The organism is Roseibium porphyridii (assembly GCF_026191725.2).
GTDB classification, from domain to species: Bacteria; Pseudomonadota; Alphaproteobacteria; order Rhizobiales; family Stappiaceae; genus Roseibium; species Roseibium porphyridii.
The window spans coordinates 3,799,527-3,813,902 of the sequence record NZ_CP120863.1 but is presented as its reverse complement, the minus strand read 5'-3'; the positions used below and the strand labels follow the sequence as shown (position 1 = coordinate 3,813,902).

The 14,376-nt window shown below is 54.9% G+C and carries 14 protein-coding genes; 2 read left to right on the top strand and 12 right to left on the bottom strand.

Annotated features, from left to right (window positions below):
• Positions 1-8 precede the first annotated feature (8 nt).
• The 3 genes from K1718_RS17625 to K1718_RS17615 all read right to left on the bottom strand — a co-directional run bounded on the left by K1718_RS17625 (position 9) and on the right by K1718_RS17615 (position 2,692).
• Positions 9-1,325 carry a GNAT family N-acetyltransferase gene (locus K1718_RS17625; RefSeq protein WP_265681367.1) on the bottom strand — a complete coding sequence of 439 codons (1,317 nt, stop codon included), beginning with the start codon at positions 1,323-1,325 and terminating at the stop codon, positions 9-11.
• Positions 1,326-1,409: 84 nt separating this feature from the next.
• Positions 1,410-2,108, bottom strand: a complete 699-nt coding sequence (locus tag K1718_RS17620; protein WP_209006614.1) for a glycerophosphodiester phosphodiesterase family protein — start codon at positions 2,106-2,108, stop codon at positions 1,410-1,412.
• A 116-nt stretch (positions 2,109-2,224) separates the two neighbouring features.
• Positions 2,225-2,692, bottom strand: coding sequence for a RidA family protein (locus K1718_RS17615; protein ID WP_152502197.1), 468 nt, complete (start codon positions 2,690-2,692; stop codon positions 2,225-2,227).
• Positions 2,693-2,989: 297 nt separating this feature from the next.
• On the opposite strand from K1718_RS17615, the gene K1718_RS17610 reads away from it, so the two are divergent.
• Positions 2,990-3,838: a cell envelope integrity EipB family protein gene (locus K1718_RS17610; protein ID WP_285806021.1), complete on the top strand. Its 849-nt coding sequence runs from the start codon at positions 2,990-2,992 to the stop codon at positions 3,836-3,838.
• A 24-nt stretch (positions 3,839-3,862) separates the two neighbouring features.
• Here the strand turns inward: K1718_RS17610 and K1718_RS17605 are convergent, their stop codons facing one another.
• From K1718_RS17605 to K1718_RS17595, 3 genes are read right to left on the bottom strand one after another with little or no spacing between them, the layout of a single operon-like run.
• Complete coding sequence (locus K1718_RS17605; RefSeq protein WP_265681370.1) at positions 3,863-5,173, bottom strand: DNA polymerase IV; 1,311 nt, start codon at positions 5,171-5,173, stop codon at positions 3,863-3,865.
• A 32-nt stretch (positions 5,174-5,205) separates the two neighbouring features.
• Positions 5,206-5,886, bottom strand: a complete 681-nt coding sequence (locus K1718_RS17600; RefSeq protein WP_265681371.1) for a hypothetical protein — start codon at positions 5,884-5,886, stop codon at positions 5,206-5,208.
• Positions 5,879-6,178 carry a DUF3572 domain-containing protein gene (locus K1718_RS17595; RefSeq protein WP_152502193.1) on the bottom strand — a complete coding sequence of 100 codons (300 nt, stop codon included), beginning with the start codon at positions 6,176-6,178 and terminating at the stop codon, positions 5,879-5,881. The genes K1718_RS17600 and K1718_RS17595 overlap by 8 nt, the downstream gene beginning before the upstream one ends.
• A 137-nt stretch (positions 6,179-6,315) precedes the next feature.
• Here K1718_RS17595 and K1718_RS17590 point away from each other — a divergent pair, with 137 nt between their 5' ends.
• A complete protein-coding gene (locus K1718_RS17590; RefSeq protein ID WP_152502192.1) occupies positions 6,316-6,687 on the top strand; it encodes a response regulator in 372 nt (123 codons plus the stop codon).
• 512 nt (positions 6,688-7,199) lie between these two features.
• On the opposite strand, the gene rpmG is transcribed toward K1718_RS17590, so the two are convergent.
• The 6 genes from rpmG to topA all read right to left on the bottom strand — a co-directional run bounded on the left by rpmG (position 7,200) and on the right by topA (position 14,256).
• Positions 7,200-7,367: a 50S ribosomal protein L33 gene (gene rpmG / locus K1718_RS17585; RefSeq protein ID WP_055676652.1), complete on the bottom strand. Its 168-nt coding sequence runs from the start codon at positions 7,365-7,367 to the stop codon at positions 7,200-7,202.
• A 212-nt stretch (positions 7,368-7,579) separates the two neighbouring features.
• On the bottom strand, positions 7,580-7,981 hold the full coding sequence (locus K1718_RS17580) for a RidA family protein (RefSeq protein ID WP_265681372.1): 402 nt from the start codon (positions 7,979-7,981) through the stop codon (positions 7,580-7,582).
• A 77-nt stretch (positions 7,982-8,058) separates the two neighbouring features.
• The gene (locus K1718_RS17575) at positions 8,059-8,805 is read right to left on the bottom strand and encodes an NUDIX hydrolase (protein ID WP_152502190.1); all 747 of its coding nucleotides are present in this window, start codon (positions 8,803-8,805) and stop codon (positions 8,059-8,061) included.
• A complete protein-coding gene (locus tag K1718_RS17570) occupies positions 8,802-9,278 on the bottom strand; it encodes a DUF983 domain-containing protein (RefSeq protein WP_265681373.1) in 477 nt (158 codons plus the stop codon). The genes K1718_RS17575 and K1718_RS17570 overlap by 4 nt, the downstream gene beginning before the upstream one ends.
• A complete protein-coding gene (gene rnr, locus K1718_RS17565) occupies positions 9,278-11,527 on the bottom strand; it encodes a ribonuclease R (protein WP_265682537.1) in 2,250 nt (749 codons plus the stop codon). The genes K1718_RS17570 and rnr overlap by 1 nt, the downstream gene beginning before the upstream one ends.
• A 62-nt stretch (positions 11,528-11,589) precedes the next feature.
• Positions 11,590-14,256 (bottom strand): type I DNA topoisomerase, encoded by a 2,667-nt coding sequence (topA, locus tag K1718_RS17560; RefSeq protein ID WP_265681374.1) that lies wholly within the window; start codon positions 14,254-14,256, stop codon positions 11,590-11,592.
• Positions 14,257-14,376 lie beyond the last annotated feature (120 nt).

Below are 14,376 nucleotides of genomic sequence, written 5' to 3'. Positions count from 1 at the left end.
TGTTTTCTTCAGGTCGCATCCCGGTTTTTAAACGGGGCATGGCCAGCAAGCGCTTCGTTTTCCCGTTCGACTGCCCGTCGTTCGTGTTCCAGAAAATCCGCGACCGCATCATGAAGACCTTCGTGTGCGATCCAGTGAGCTGAATAGGTGGTTGCCGGCAGGTAGCCGCGCGCGAGTTTGTGTGCCCCTTGGGCGCCGGCTTCTACCCGTTTCAAGCCTTTGGCAATCGCAAAGTCGATGGCTTGATAGTAGCAAAGCTCGAAATGCAGGAACGGATGATGTTCTGTGCATCCCCAGTGTCTGCCGAACAAGGTTTCCGAGCCGATGAAATTCAGAGCGCCTGCAATATATCGGTCGTGACGTTTGGCTAGCACCAGCAATGTCCGCTCCGCCAGCCTTTCGTTGATCAGTGAAAAGAAGTCTCGGTTGAGATAAGGCCGGCCCCATTTGCGAGAGCCGGTATCCAGATAGAATTCATAAAAGGCGTCCCAATGGGCTTCGGTGAGGTCTGACCCTGTGACCCATTCCACCTCGATACCGTCGGCGGAAAGGGCTTCTCTTCGCTCCTTTTTGATCGCCTTGCGTTTGCGAGATGCCAGGTCGGCAAGGAAGCCGTCAAAGTTTTCGTATCCGTGATTTTCCCAGTGAAACTGCTGGTCGGTGCGTCGAAGATAACCAAGGTCGCCCAAGGTGTCCCATTCTCCCTTCGAGAGGAAGGTCGCATGAACAGATGAAGCTCCGGTTTTCTGGCAGACCTGTACCAGGCCTGCCGCCAGGGCTTGAAGCCCGGCTTCCCGGTTGACGCCAGGCCCGGTCAAAAACCGTCTTCCCGTTGCCGGCGTGAAGGGAACGGAAATCTGGAGCTTGGGATAATAGTCGCCACCGGCCCGGTAGAATGCGTCCGCCCAACCGTGATCGAACACATATTCACCTTGTGAATGGCTCTTCAGATAAGCTGGCACGGCGCCGAGCACTGTCTCGTTCTCATCTTGAAGCAACATGTGCCGTGGCATCCAGCCGGTCGCATTCGTAGCGCACCCTGAACTCTCAAGCGCTTCAAGAAAATCGTAAGAAAGAAAAGGGTTAAATGAAGTTTCTTCAGAAGTTGGTTCAAATTCTTTTGCCAGGGCGCCAGACAGGTCCTTGAGCGATTTGCAGTCGTCTTCTGGCGTCAGCAATCCGCGCCCGGAAAGCTTCCAGCCTGGATTTGCAACCTGATCCCAGGCCTCTCGGGAGACATTCTTCAATGAAGACAAGATACGCAAGGTAATGGCTTGTCCGGCGTCCGCAGGACTGTCGCTGCCTTGGGATGAAGTGAAGCTCATACGTTCATAAAGACCACAGTTTGAAACCACTATCAAAATGTAGCGCTGGCTTTTTGCGGTGCAAGAGCGGAACGCAGAGTGACGTCAAACCCCGGGGCTTTTATCAGGATCAAACCCTTCGAAGACCACTTGATCTGCATAGCGCGCGGCGATTTCGCGTTGTTCGCGTGTGCGCACGGTCCAGCACATGAGTGGAAGTTTGAAGACCGAGCGCAACAGGCTGGGGCCTGCTTTCGGCAGGTCCTTGACACCATAGGACACGAAATTCGGGCGTGTGCGCGGCGCGTGAAGAAGATGACGAAGAATGAACCGGTCAACACGGCTGAAGCTTACATAGGTGCGGCCTGGTTCCGCGCCATCTGCAACAATGCCGCGCAAGACCTCTCGATTGTGGTCTCTTGCAATCGAAAGCATGTCCGGATCGAAGGTTTTGATGCAAACCGGGCCATTGTATGCGGCAACCTGATCGACAACATGGCGCACAAAGTCGCCCTGCGCATCGCGGCGCATCAGCGATTTGATCTCAATAACAAGCGGAACCTTGCCTTCGACAAGTGAAAAAAGGTCCTGAAGCAACCAAAGCTTGTCGGTCCCCGTTTTCATATGGATCTTTTCGAGTGCCTTCGAACTGTAGTCGATGACCTTTCCAGATCCTTCGGCCAACCGGTCAAGCGTGTAGTCATGAAAAACCAGTGCTTCGCCGTCAGCAGTCTCTTGAATATCGACTTCGATTCCGAAAGACCTGTCGATAGCTTCCCGCACCGCAGAGGGTGAGTTTTCCATAATCCCGTTATCCGCATCGTGAAGTCCACGATGCGCAATTGGACGGGCAAAGATAGCCTCAAGGTCGGGAGACATAAAATGAAATACCGATTCGGCGTTTTGGTGGAAACTGTAACTTAGTCGGCAATCTCGAAGATGGCTTCGATCTCGACGGCGGCGCCAAAGGGCAGGGAGGCTGCGCTAACTGCAGATCGGGCGTGGCGGCCCTTGTCGCCCATGGCTTCCACCAGGAAATCCGAGGCACCGTTGATGACCTGCGGTTGATCAGCAAACTCTCCGGTCGAATTGACGAAGCCGACGATTTTGACAAGTCGAACGACTTTCTCAAGGTCACCAGTGGCTGCTTTTGCCTGAGCAAGCAAATTGATGGCGCAAAGTTTTGCAGCATGTTTGCCTTCATCAACACCCAGTCCGTCGCCAAGCTTGCCGGTAACTTCTATCTTGCCGCCGCTCATTGGCAACTGCCCGGACACAAACAGCTGATTGCCCGTTTTCACGAAAGGCACGTAGTTGGCGGCAGGCGCAGCTGCTTCTGGAAGCGTAACGCCAAGGTCTGCGAGCCGGGTTTCGATGGTGCTGCTCATGTATGGTCTCCGCAGGAATTCGATCCGATTGTTGGTCGCGGTGTCTTCGCTCAATTTGGCGACCGGCACAAGATCAAATTTCCACGATGAGAATGGTGGCAAAATGCAAGGAAACAAACTGCAATTGCAGTCACAGAGCGGATTAATCCTGTGAGAACAGGATATGCAGCACACAAGTTTCCTATCGATTTGCGCATTCGCTGTAGCGAAATGCACCTTTTCCCGAATATGATAGTCCAAACGCATTGGCGGCCAGCGAACCGTCGGTGAAACATGAGGTTCTTGATGCAGACTGTCGTGAAATTTTCGTTCTGTGCCGCCACGTTTCTGCTCTTGTCAGGGGTCATTGGCGCAACGCCCGTAGCTGCGGCCGGTGCGGCACCGGTCGGGACAAAGCTGGTCCCTCACAGGGCCGTCTACGACATGAAACTTGGCGACACGGAGGAGCAATCTGGTATCGCAGGGCTCTCGGGCCGCATGGTCTATGATTTTTCCGGAAATGCCTGTGAAGGCTACAGCGTCAATTTCCGGTTTGTGACCGAATTTCAAGATACCAGCGGTGGATCTCAAATCACCGATCTGCAAACAACTTCTTTCGAAGAGCCGGAAGCAGAGAGCTACCAGTTCCTGTCCAAGACTTATGTCGACCAGAAGCTTGTTGAAGAAACACGTGGCACTGCGCATTCCGGCGCGGAGGCGAAAAAGGTTGAGCTGAAGGAGCCTTCGGAAAAGTCACTCGAAATAAGCAATGAAGTGCTGTTCCCGACTGAACACCTGCTGTCGATCATGAAGTCTGCCAAGGATGGTATCCGTTTCGTCGCAGCTGATATTTATGATGGCGCGGAAACTGGCGAAAAGGTCTACGCCACGACATCCGTGATCGGAACGAAGGCGGTCAATTCTGTCAAATCGAATTCCAGCAGCGCCGATGCGCCCTTGTCGGGCATGAATTATTGGCCGGTGACGGTTGCCTATTTCGATCCCAGCACGGACGATGCATCCGGCGAACTTCTTCCTGTCTACCAGCTCTCCTTCTGGCTTTATGAGAACGGTATCAGCGGCCATCTGAAACTGGACTACGGTGATTTCACAATTCAGGGCACCATGACGTCTCTGGAACTCTACGACGAGACGGATTGCCAATAAGTGCAAGAGAGCTCTGTCGGTGGGTTACTTGTCATCCTTTGCCGCCTTGGCAGCATGCGTCAGACCCAGTTCAACAGCCGAATTGCCGAACTTGTCCCTTAGCCTGTCGACAGCGCGTTCAGCGCTTTTTCGCCGCTCGGCGGACTCGTCCAGAAGGTCCTGGGGGTCGGCTCTTTCGGCTGTTTCCAAATCACTGACACCAATGCCGATCAGGCGGAAGCGTCTGCCGTCTGTCTCGTTTTCAAGCAACGAAACACCGGCAGAGTAAATTCTGTCAGCCAACTGTGTCGGATCTGTCAGATGTCGGGCTCTTGTGATGGTCTTGAAGTTCGCCGTCTTGAGTTTCAGGGTTATGCCTCGACCGGAGAGGTCTGATTTCTTGAGACGCGCCGAGACCTTTTCGGACAGATCGCGCAGGATCGGGCGTAGGGTTTCGAAGCTGGAGATATCTGTTCTGAATGTGGTTTCGGTCGATACGCTTTTGGCTCCCCGCTGCGGCTTCACCAGTCTGCTGTCGTCACCCTGAGACAAGTGAGCCAGGCGCAGTCCGATTGAGCCGTATTTGCGCGCGAGATCTGCAGAATCCATCGTTTGCAGCTGACCGATCGTCCGAATGCCATCCTTTTCCAGTTTCTTTTGAAAAACCTTTCCAACGCCCCAGATCCGGCCCACTGGCATGCCCGCCAGAACGGACTTGGCCTCCGCAGCGCCGATCACCGAAAACCCGCGCGGTTTTTCAAGATCTGAAGCAAGTTTCGCCAGAAATTTGTTCGGTGCCAGGCCGACCGAAGCGCTGATACCGATATCTTCCTCAATTTCCCGAATGAATTTGGCGAGTGTTTCAGCAGGTGTTGCCCGATGCAAGCGCTCCGTTCCAGTAAGATCGAGAAAGGCTTCATCGATGGATAGCGGCTCCACCAACGGGGTAAGCGCACGCATGCGCTCTCGCATTTCTTTTCCAATTCTGGAGTACTTCTCCATGTTCGGCTTTATAACAATCGCGTCCGGGCAGGCCTCAAGAGCCTTGAACATCGGCATGGCGGAGCGAACACCGTAGATCCGTGCAATGTAACAACAGGTGGAGACGACGCCGCGTTGCCCACCGCCCACGATCACCGGCTTGTCGAGAAGGTCCGGGTTGTCACGCTTTTCGATAGACGCATAGAAGGCGTCGCAATCGATATGCGCTATGGACAAGACGTCGAGCTCCCCATGCTTGACCAGCCTCGGACTTCCACAAGCCGGGCACCGGTTCATATCTGCAGGCAGGCGCGTGCCGCAGTCTCTGCAAAGCGCGGGAGCCAGGTTGGCTGAATGGGTGATGTCCGTCGACATGGATATCTCTGGTGCGGAAGCTGTGTTCCAAGCTAGCTGGTTTTCGCCGCCGACAGAATACTGCTGATAAAGGTTTCCGTCTCCTGCCAATCTCCAGTCAACAGATCAACATGCTGCTCGCGCGTCATTGACGTCAGGAACCTAGGGTCGGCAATAAATTGGATCTGAATGGACGAGGGCAGGGAGGCATTCACCGAATTATGGTTGGTCGGGCTGTCGTCGATGAAGACGACGGGTGAGGGTCGGCCCGAGGCCAGGGCTGCGACAGCGCCGCCCTTGGGTCCGGAGTTTGTGAGCACCGGGTAGTTGAGACCCTTGGCTGCCAGAAGGTTCTCTCGAACCGGTTTGTTGTGTGCCCCTGGAAGATTTGTCAGCAACACAACGTCCCAATCATCGGAAAGGCTGTGAAGCGCCGTATCAGCGCCGGGGACAAGGTCCTGATGTGGGCTGACTTCATCAAAGAAACTCATGAGAAGCTTCTTCACCTCGGTCGCATTCAGCGACGTGCCGGTCTTCTTGCTACCGATATTTCCGGTCAGACGGTATTCGTATTTTAAAAACATCAGACCGTTGGAATGAAGATAGTCTTCCAGATGCGTTGTCAGATGCAAAATGACTTCATCGACATCACAGATAATCAGCGGCCTGCCTGACGCCGGCAAGGCGCGGATCTGGCTCAAAACCTCTGGAAGTACCGGTGTTGGTTCAGGCATGATCTTCCATGCCTCCGGTCAAGGCATACCGGGCGGCTGCGATCATGGTCGGGCGGATGCCGGCGTTCTCGCAAAAGGCAAGCAAAAGTGCCTCGTCCATCATGTAGAACTCCAGAACGCCTGCAAGAAATCCTGGTTCTCCTGCAGCTTCCCGAATCATTTCTGGGCCAATACCTGAAAAAGCCAGAAAACGGCCTATCTGTTCTGGCTCCCGGCTCAACTGCAGCAGTGCTTCAGTGGCAATTCCTTGTGCTTCTTCAACGGATAATGACTTTCCGTGTACATTTTTCATTGTGTTTTTTTGCCTTTCTGAAACGATTCCGGGTTAGAAGAAACCTAATGCGGACCAGGGAAGGGTTCCATAGCGGATCAGAAATGCCGCAAATTGAAAGATGGGACCGGCCCTGAGCCGGGTGAAGGGCCGGACTTATGGCAAAATCGGTGTTAATCGTCGAAGACAACGAGCTGAACATGAAATTGTTTCATGATCTGCTTGAGGCGCACGGTTACGACACTTTGCAGACACGGACCGGAATTGAAGCTCTCAAGCTTGCGCGGGAACATCATCCAGACCTTATCCTGATGGACATTCAGCTTCCGGAAGTTTCCGGGCTTGAGGTCACCAAGTGGATCAAGGAAGACGAAGACATCTCGTCTATTCCCGTGATTGCGGTGACTGCATTCGCAATGAAGGGTGACGAAGAGCGTATTCGGCAGGGCGGGTGTGAGGCTTATATCTCGAAGCCTATCTCGGTTGCCAAGTTTCTGGAGACTGTGCGCACCTATCTGGGCGAAGCCTGATCAGCGCATCGAAAAATACTGCGTCAGCGAAAGATTTCGCAAAGACTTCGAGCAATCACCAGTTGTCGAAACCCGATCATGAGCTACGACTTTGGTCAATGAAAACGAAATTCGAGCTCACATTAAGGTTACGAATTTACTAAAACCGCATTGTTTCTGTGTATATTTTGCGGAATTTATTGCAATCAGGCAACAATACGGTACTGTGGCCGAAGATTAGGGATTTCCCTGATGGCCTTGTTGGCGCGGTTGTGATTGCCGCGACGTTAATCTGGCAATTAGTTTCCCCTCGGAGTGCTCAGGTCCGCCGCATCTCCTGGGTCCGTGGGGCAGGTCGGTTGGGAACCGGCCGATGAGTGGCCTCCTCGAATGCCGTGTTCCCGCCGACCACAAATTCTCTCAGAATATCAGGCTTATGACTTTGTGCGCCTTTTGCCGTGTGCGCGGGCGTGCCCAAAAAACAAAACCCGCCGAATTGGCGGGTTCCGGTCGTTCCATCATTCAAAACCAAATTACTTGATCTTGGCTTCCTTGAACTCGACGTGTTTTTTCGCAACCGGGTCGTATTTCTTCTTGACCATCTTTTCGGTCATCGTGCGGGAATTCTTCTTGGTGACATAGAAGAAGCCGGTGTCCGCCGTGGAGAGGAGCTTGATTTTGATTGTTGTCGCCTTGGCCATGGCCTTGGATCCTGTTCTCTTGTGTCGGGCAAACAATTCTCGCGGCCAGATTGGCTGGCGGTGAATCTACCCCAATGTCTGAAATCAGCGCGCAAAGTACTCATCAGGTTGCCAAAGTCAAGCGCTGCGTGCCGTCCCGGACGATTTTTAATGGGCAATGGCAATGCGCGCGCGTCGATACATGGGGATGTGTGTTGTCATGGCTGGAAATCCTAGTCGGATTTCGGTACTCGGTTGGCGACGGCCTTGATTTCAATCACGGCCCCATCTCGCACAAATCCAGCCACTTCAATTGCGGTCCAGGCCGGATAGGGTTCCTCGACATATTCCGCGCGTATCTGCTTGAAAAGTTCAAGATGCTCTTTCAGGCCAACGTGATAGGACGTCATTTCCACTAGCGCATTATAGCTCAGGCCCGCTTTTGCAAGCACCAGTCCCACCTTACGGAAGGCCATGCGAATCTGTGTTTCAGGATCATCGGAAAGGTTTCCGTCAGCGTCGGCGCCGGTAAATCCCGAAAAGAACAGGAAATCCCCACAGGCCAGCCCGGGCGACATCTTCCAGTCGCTGTAATAACCCTCCAACTCGTCCGGAACGATAGCGCGGTCTTTCATGGAACAAGGCTCCATTTGTTGCAGCTGTTCAATTATAGCATTGCATCGGGAGATCCGTTGCCCGGAATTTCAAACACCTACAAAAGGTCACGTACAAATGCGCCGTTCCTAAAGTAATAGTAGGGGACGGGGGTGTCTGGAGACAGGTCTGGATCCGTTTCCAGACGGCTCTCCAGATCGGCCAGTATCTTCGTTGTGATCAGCGGCAGTTCTTTTTCCCGTGCCTCTTCAAGCGTGAGCCAGGCGCAGTCTTCCAACTCCCCTGAAGGACCTTTCCCATCTGGCAGTCGGTCGGCGATCGCATCGGCCCAGACCGAAAAGAAACGCGTGTCGAAGCGGCGAGGGCGTTTTGTCGGTGTGACGGCTCTGGCGATCATACGCAGGCCACCAAGGTCCGGCTGAATGCCACGTTCCATGAAGGCTTCGAAACCGGTGCCTAGCCGTTGAGAGGTTCCGTTGCCTTTTTGGCCGATGAAAAGTCCCGCTTCTTCATAGGTCTCTCGGATTGCCGCCAGCGCGAAGGCGCGGACGCGTGCTTCGGTTTTGACCTTCTTCAAACCTTTCGAAAGACGCGCCTGAACGTCCGGATGATAGGGAAGCACATTCGCCACTCTGGAATCTGCCGGATCTACCCGCCCGCCGGGGAAAACGAATTTTCCGGGCATAAATGTGTGGCGCATGTGCCGACGGCCCATCAGCAGTCTGACGTCACCTGATCCGTCCCTGTCGAGGATAAGCAGTGTGGCGGCATCCTTCGGTCGAATGTATGGGTAATCGCCGGCTTTTTCGTCTTTTGCCAATTGCTTTTCAAAAGAACCGGTCATTGGGTGCCTTCGTGCCTTGCCGGCATGTCAACAACGGGCATGTCGTCTTCGGCTTCCGGATCGAAACCGTGCATGTAGAGGGCCCATTGCAAACCGACCAGCGCCCCTTTCACGGGTCGCATGAGAGCGAGTGCCAGGAAAACGGTGAGTGGTAACCAGATCGACATATGGATCCAGATTGCCGGGCGCCACATGACTTCGACAACCAGCAGGGCAGGAATAATGATGTGGCCGACAATCGTGATCGTGAAATAGGGCGGTGCATCGTCAGCGCGATGATGATGAAACTCCTCACCACATTTCGAACAGGCATGGCGCGTTGTCAGGAAACCGTCAAAGACCTTTCCTTCGCCGCAGGCCATGCAACGATTGAACGCGCCCCGCATCATGGCCGGCATGACCGCGCGCCGCGGCTTTGCTGCCTTCTCAGGTGGCGCAGAAAGGTTTTCATTCAACTCATAGCGAACCGTCACTAGGCCCTCCTTCGGCTTTGCTTCCGTGTGGAGGTCTTGTTGCGTCCGCCTTTGGGCGGACCGCGCCGCACCTTGGGTGCTGCTTTGCGAATACGTTTCCCGGCCATCCGTCCATGGCTGAGAATCTCGAATGTGAGAGCTCCGGCAAAGGGCGCAGCTTCAACAAGCCTGACTTCCACCTGATCGCCAAGTTGATAAGTCTCGCCGGTTTTGTCACCTATCAAGGCATGCGACCCTTCGTCGTAGCGATAATAGTCGACACCAATAGTCGATGCCGGAACAAATCCATCTGCACCTGTCTCTTCAAGGCGCACGAACAGTCCGGACTTTACGACACCGGCAATACGCCCTTGAAACGTCGCACCGATCTGATCGCTCATCCAAAGTGCGATCAGGCGATCGATGGTATCGCGCTCGGCAAGCATGGCCCGGCGTTCGGCCGATGATATTTCTGCACCGATTGCTTCGAGTTTGGCTTCAATGCCGTCTTGCAGGCCGTCATTGCCAAGCTCCAGGGCCGAAATGAGGCCGCGATGGACGATCAGATCCGCGTAGCGACGAATGGGAGAGGTGAAGTGAGCGTACCGACGCAGGTTCAGTCCGAAATGCCCGATATTTTGCGGCGTGTATTCGGCTTGCGCCTGACTGCGCAGGATCACCTCGTTGACCAGATGCGCCTGCGGCGTGTCCTTGACCTTCGCCAGAATTCCATTGAACACGGCAGGCCTCAATCCACCGGAGGATGGAAGCTTCATGTTCAAAGTCGACAGAAAGTCCTTGAGGCTTTCAAGCTTTTCCGGGGTTGATGCGTCGTGCACCCGGTAGAGCAGGGGCGTCTTCTTTTTTTCCAGTGTCTCTGCCGCCGCGACATTCGCCTGGATCATGAACTCTTCGATGAGTTTGTGTGCGTCGAGACGCTCAGGCACGTAGACATGGTCAACAGTGCCGTCAGGCTTCAGTTTGATCTTGCGCTCAGGCAAATCGAGTTCCAGTGGCTCTCTGGCTGTGCGGCCCTTCTTCAAGACCTGGTAAGCTGCCCAAAGAGGCTTCAGAACGCCTTCAAGGAGCGTTTCGGTCTTTTCGTCGGTGACACCGTCTATGGCCTTTTGAGCCTGCAGATAGGACAGCTTTGCGGCCGAGCGCATCAGGACCCGGTGAAAAGTGTGGCTGATCTTGCGCCCGGTCTTGTCAAAGACCATGCGCGCGCCCATTGCCGGCTTGTCTTCTTTTTCCCTGAGGGAGCAAAGCTGATTTGAAATGCGCTCCGGCAACATTGGGATGACGCGATCCGGGAAATAGACCGAATTTCCGCGCAAGTGCGCTTCGCGGTCCATCGGCGATCCTGGTGTCACATAGTAAGCAACATCGGCAATCGCGACATAAACGACGTGTCCGCCTGCATTCTGCGGATCGTTGTCCGGTTCTGCATAGACGGCGTCGTCGTGGTCCTTGGCATCGGGCGGGTCGATGGTGATCAATGGTACCTGGCGCCAGTCTTCACGTGTTCCCAGTTTTTCAACGGGTTTCGCACTGTCTGCCTGCTCAGTTACCGAGGACGGAAAGACGTGCGGAATGCCATGAGACTGTAGCGCAATCTCAGAAACAGCCTTTTCCGAGTTCATGGAACCGAACCGCTCGACAATGGATGCCCGCGGCTGACCATATCGACCGGACCTTGTCACCTGGACACTGACGAGGTCGCCGTCGTCAGCTTCCTTCATCTCTGCCGGGTCAACATCCAGTTCCCGTTGTTTTCGGTCTATCGGCTCCAAATACGCGGGACGATTGCCGTTGCGTTTGCGAAGAATGCCGAGGATGGCGCTCTGTCGCTTTTCCAGAACCCTGATGACACGGCCCACATGCTCCGCTTCCGGACCGGTCTCTGCTTCGGTCAGGCGGATCAGCGCCCTGTCTCCAACCCCGGCCTGCGTGTTTTTGGTCTTGCCGGTCAGGACAAGAATTTTTGGTGGCGCACCCGCTTCCTCGTCCCAATCAACCGGGGTTCCCAGAAGCTCGCCATCCCGGTCACGTGCGTTCAAACTGACGACAAAGACGGGAGGCAGGTCGCCTGGCCTGATCATGCGCTTGTTGCGTTTTTCAATCAGACCGTCATCTGCAAGATCCTTGAGCATTTTCTTGAGATGAATGCGCGCGCCGCCGATGATCCCGAAGTGACGCGCAATTTCCCGTTTGCCTGCGCGTCCCGGATTGTCGGCAACAAAAGCGAGAATGTCCTCACGGGAGGGCATTTCGCCGGGAACTTTGGCGTGCTTGCGTTTGGTATGTTTGCGCGTGTTAATGCGTTTTGCGCTCAAGAGGCGTCATCCCAGGGTACCTCGTCGGAAGAAGCATCCACTTTGGCCTTGGTCGCGGTTTTCTTTGGGGCTGTCTTCTTGGTCGTGGTTTTTTTGGCCGTGCTTTTCTTTGCAGCCGCCTTTTTCTTTCCGCCGCCCTTGGCGGCCTTGGCAGCGATCAATTCAAGCGCTTGTTCCAAGGTGACTGCTTTTGGATCTGAATCCTTTGGCAACGTGGCGTTGATTTTACCGTGTTTGACGTAAGGCCCATACCGTCCGTCATAGACATTTATGGGACCACCCTCGTCGGGGTGTTCGCCGAGTTCCTTCAGAGGCGTGGCCGCCGCCCCACGCCGACCGCCCCCTTTGGCACGTTTTTCGGCAAGCGCATCGACGGCACGGTTGATGCCGACGGAAAAGACCTCATCCGGTGTGGATAGATTGGCGTAGGTGCCTTCATGAAGGACGAATGGACCATATCGGCCGATACCGGCACTTATCATCTTCCCGTCTTCCGGGTGCGGTCCAACTTCGCGCGGCAAGGACAAAAGCTGCAGAGCCTTGTCCAGGTCCATATCAGGCGCGGACCATCCCTTGGGCAGGGAGGAGCGTTTTGGCTTGGCTTCTGTGCCAAGTTGAACGTAGGGGCCGAAACGACCGGTTCTTAGGGAGACTTCCTGTCCGGTTTCGGGGTCGACACCCAAGACTTTCGGACCTTCATCTGCATCGCCGTCTTCGCCGCTCGGTTTGCCCAGCTGACGGGTGAAACCGCATTCGGGATAATTGGAACATCCGATAAATGCGCCCCAGCGGCTGACTTTCAGTGACAGTTGCCCGGTGTCGCATGACGGACATTTGCGCGGATCGGTGCCGTCTTCCTTGGGTGGGAAGATATGCGGACCAAGCAGTTCGTTCAGTGCGTCGATGACCTGCGCAACGCGCAGATCCTTGATTTCATCGACAGCGCCGGAAAAACCGGTCCAGAAGTCTCGCAAAACATCGAGCCAGGACAGCTCACCCGCTGAAATCTTGTCGAGTTTTTCTTCAAGACTCGCGGTGAAATCGAATTCGACATAGCGCTGGAAGAAACTTTCAAGGAACGCAATGACGATCCGGCCCTTGTCTTGCGGGACCAGCTGCTTCTTTTCGAGTTCGACATAATCGCGGTCGCGCAGCGTTTGCAGCGTCGAAGCGTAAGTCGATGGCCGGCCAATGCCAAGTTCTTCCATCTTCTTGACGAGACTTGCCTCGGTGTAGCGCGGCGGAGGCGTCGTAAAGTGCTGGCTTGATTCGATCGCTTCTGTCGTTCCGTCGACGGAAGTCGCGCTTAATGAAGCGCCTTGATCGACCGGTGGAAGACGTTTGGAATTTTCGTCGTCGTCATCGTCGCGGCCTTCCTGGTAAAGCGCCAGAAAACCGTCGAAGCGCACGACGGACCCTGTTGCGCGCAAGTTAGCGCGCTTGCCCGAGCCGTCGGCGACAATTTCAATGGTCGTGCGCTCCAGGACCGCAGATTCCATCTGCGACGCCATGGTGCGTTTCCAGATCAGTTCGTAAAGTCTGGCCTGGTCGGGGTCGAGAAACTGGGCAACATCCTTGGGTCGACGCGAGAGGTCGGTCGGTCGGATTGCCTCGTGCGCTTCCTGAGCATTCTTTGCCTTGGAGGAATAAACACGCGGCTTTTCGGGCACGTATTTGTCACCGAAATCCTTGCCGATCACCGAGCGCGCAGCAGCAATTGCTTCTCCGGCAATCTGCACGCCATCGGTACGCATATAGGTGATCAGACCTGAGGTCTCACCGCCAATGGAAATGCCCTCATAAAGCTTCTGCGCCACCTGCATTGTACGGGATGCTGCAAATCCGAGTTTGCGCGAAGCTTCCTGTTGCAGAGTGGACGTTGTGAACGGGGCGGCCGGGTTCCGTTTGGCGGGCTTGGAAGCAACACTGTCGACCTTGAAACTGGCGCTTTCCAGCATGGTCTTGATCGTGGTGGCTTCCGTCTCGTTTTTGACATCGAGACGGCCGATCTTCCGGCCGTCGAACCCGGTCAGTCCCGCCTGAAACATATCGCCGGCAGGTGTCTTCATATTGGCGAAGATCGACCAGTATTCCTGCGGCTCGAAGGTTTCGATCTCCATTTCCCGGTCGCAGATCAGTCTCAGGGCAACGGATTGAACCCGCCCGGCTGAACGCGCACCCGGCAATTTGCGCCACAAGACCGGAGACAGGGTGAAACCGACCAGATAGTCGAGCGCGCGGCGGGCAAGATAGGCATCGACAAGGGGGGCATCCAACTCGCGCGGATTGTCCATTGCTTCCAGGATGGCCTTCTTGGTGATCGCGTTAAAGACCACCCGTTCCACCTGCTTGTCCTTCAGGACACGTTTCTTCTGCAACACTTCAAGCACATGCCACGAGATCGCTTCGCCTTCCCGGTCGGGGTCGGTTGCGAGAATAAGGCGATCTGCTTCCTTGACTGCATTTGCAATCTCGGTCAGGCGTTTCTGGGACTTGGAGTCCACCTGCCAGCTCATGGAAAAATTGTCGTCCGGCAGCACCGAGCCGTCTTTCGCCGGCAGGTCGCGCACGTGGCCATAGGAAGCCAGAACAGTGTAATCGGAGCCTAGATATTTATTGATCGTCTTGGCTTTCGCCGGCGATTCCACAATGACGACGTTCATTCTTACCCAAATAATTTTTGCCGGAAACGGGGCTGCCGCCCGGTGGAGAAGGGGATCTTTCAGATACTGTGTTGGCGCAGACGATCAAGGATCATGCGTCGCCTGTCAAATGGACCTTTG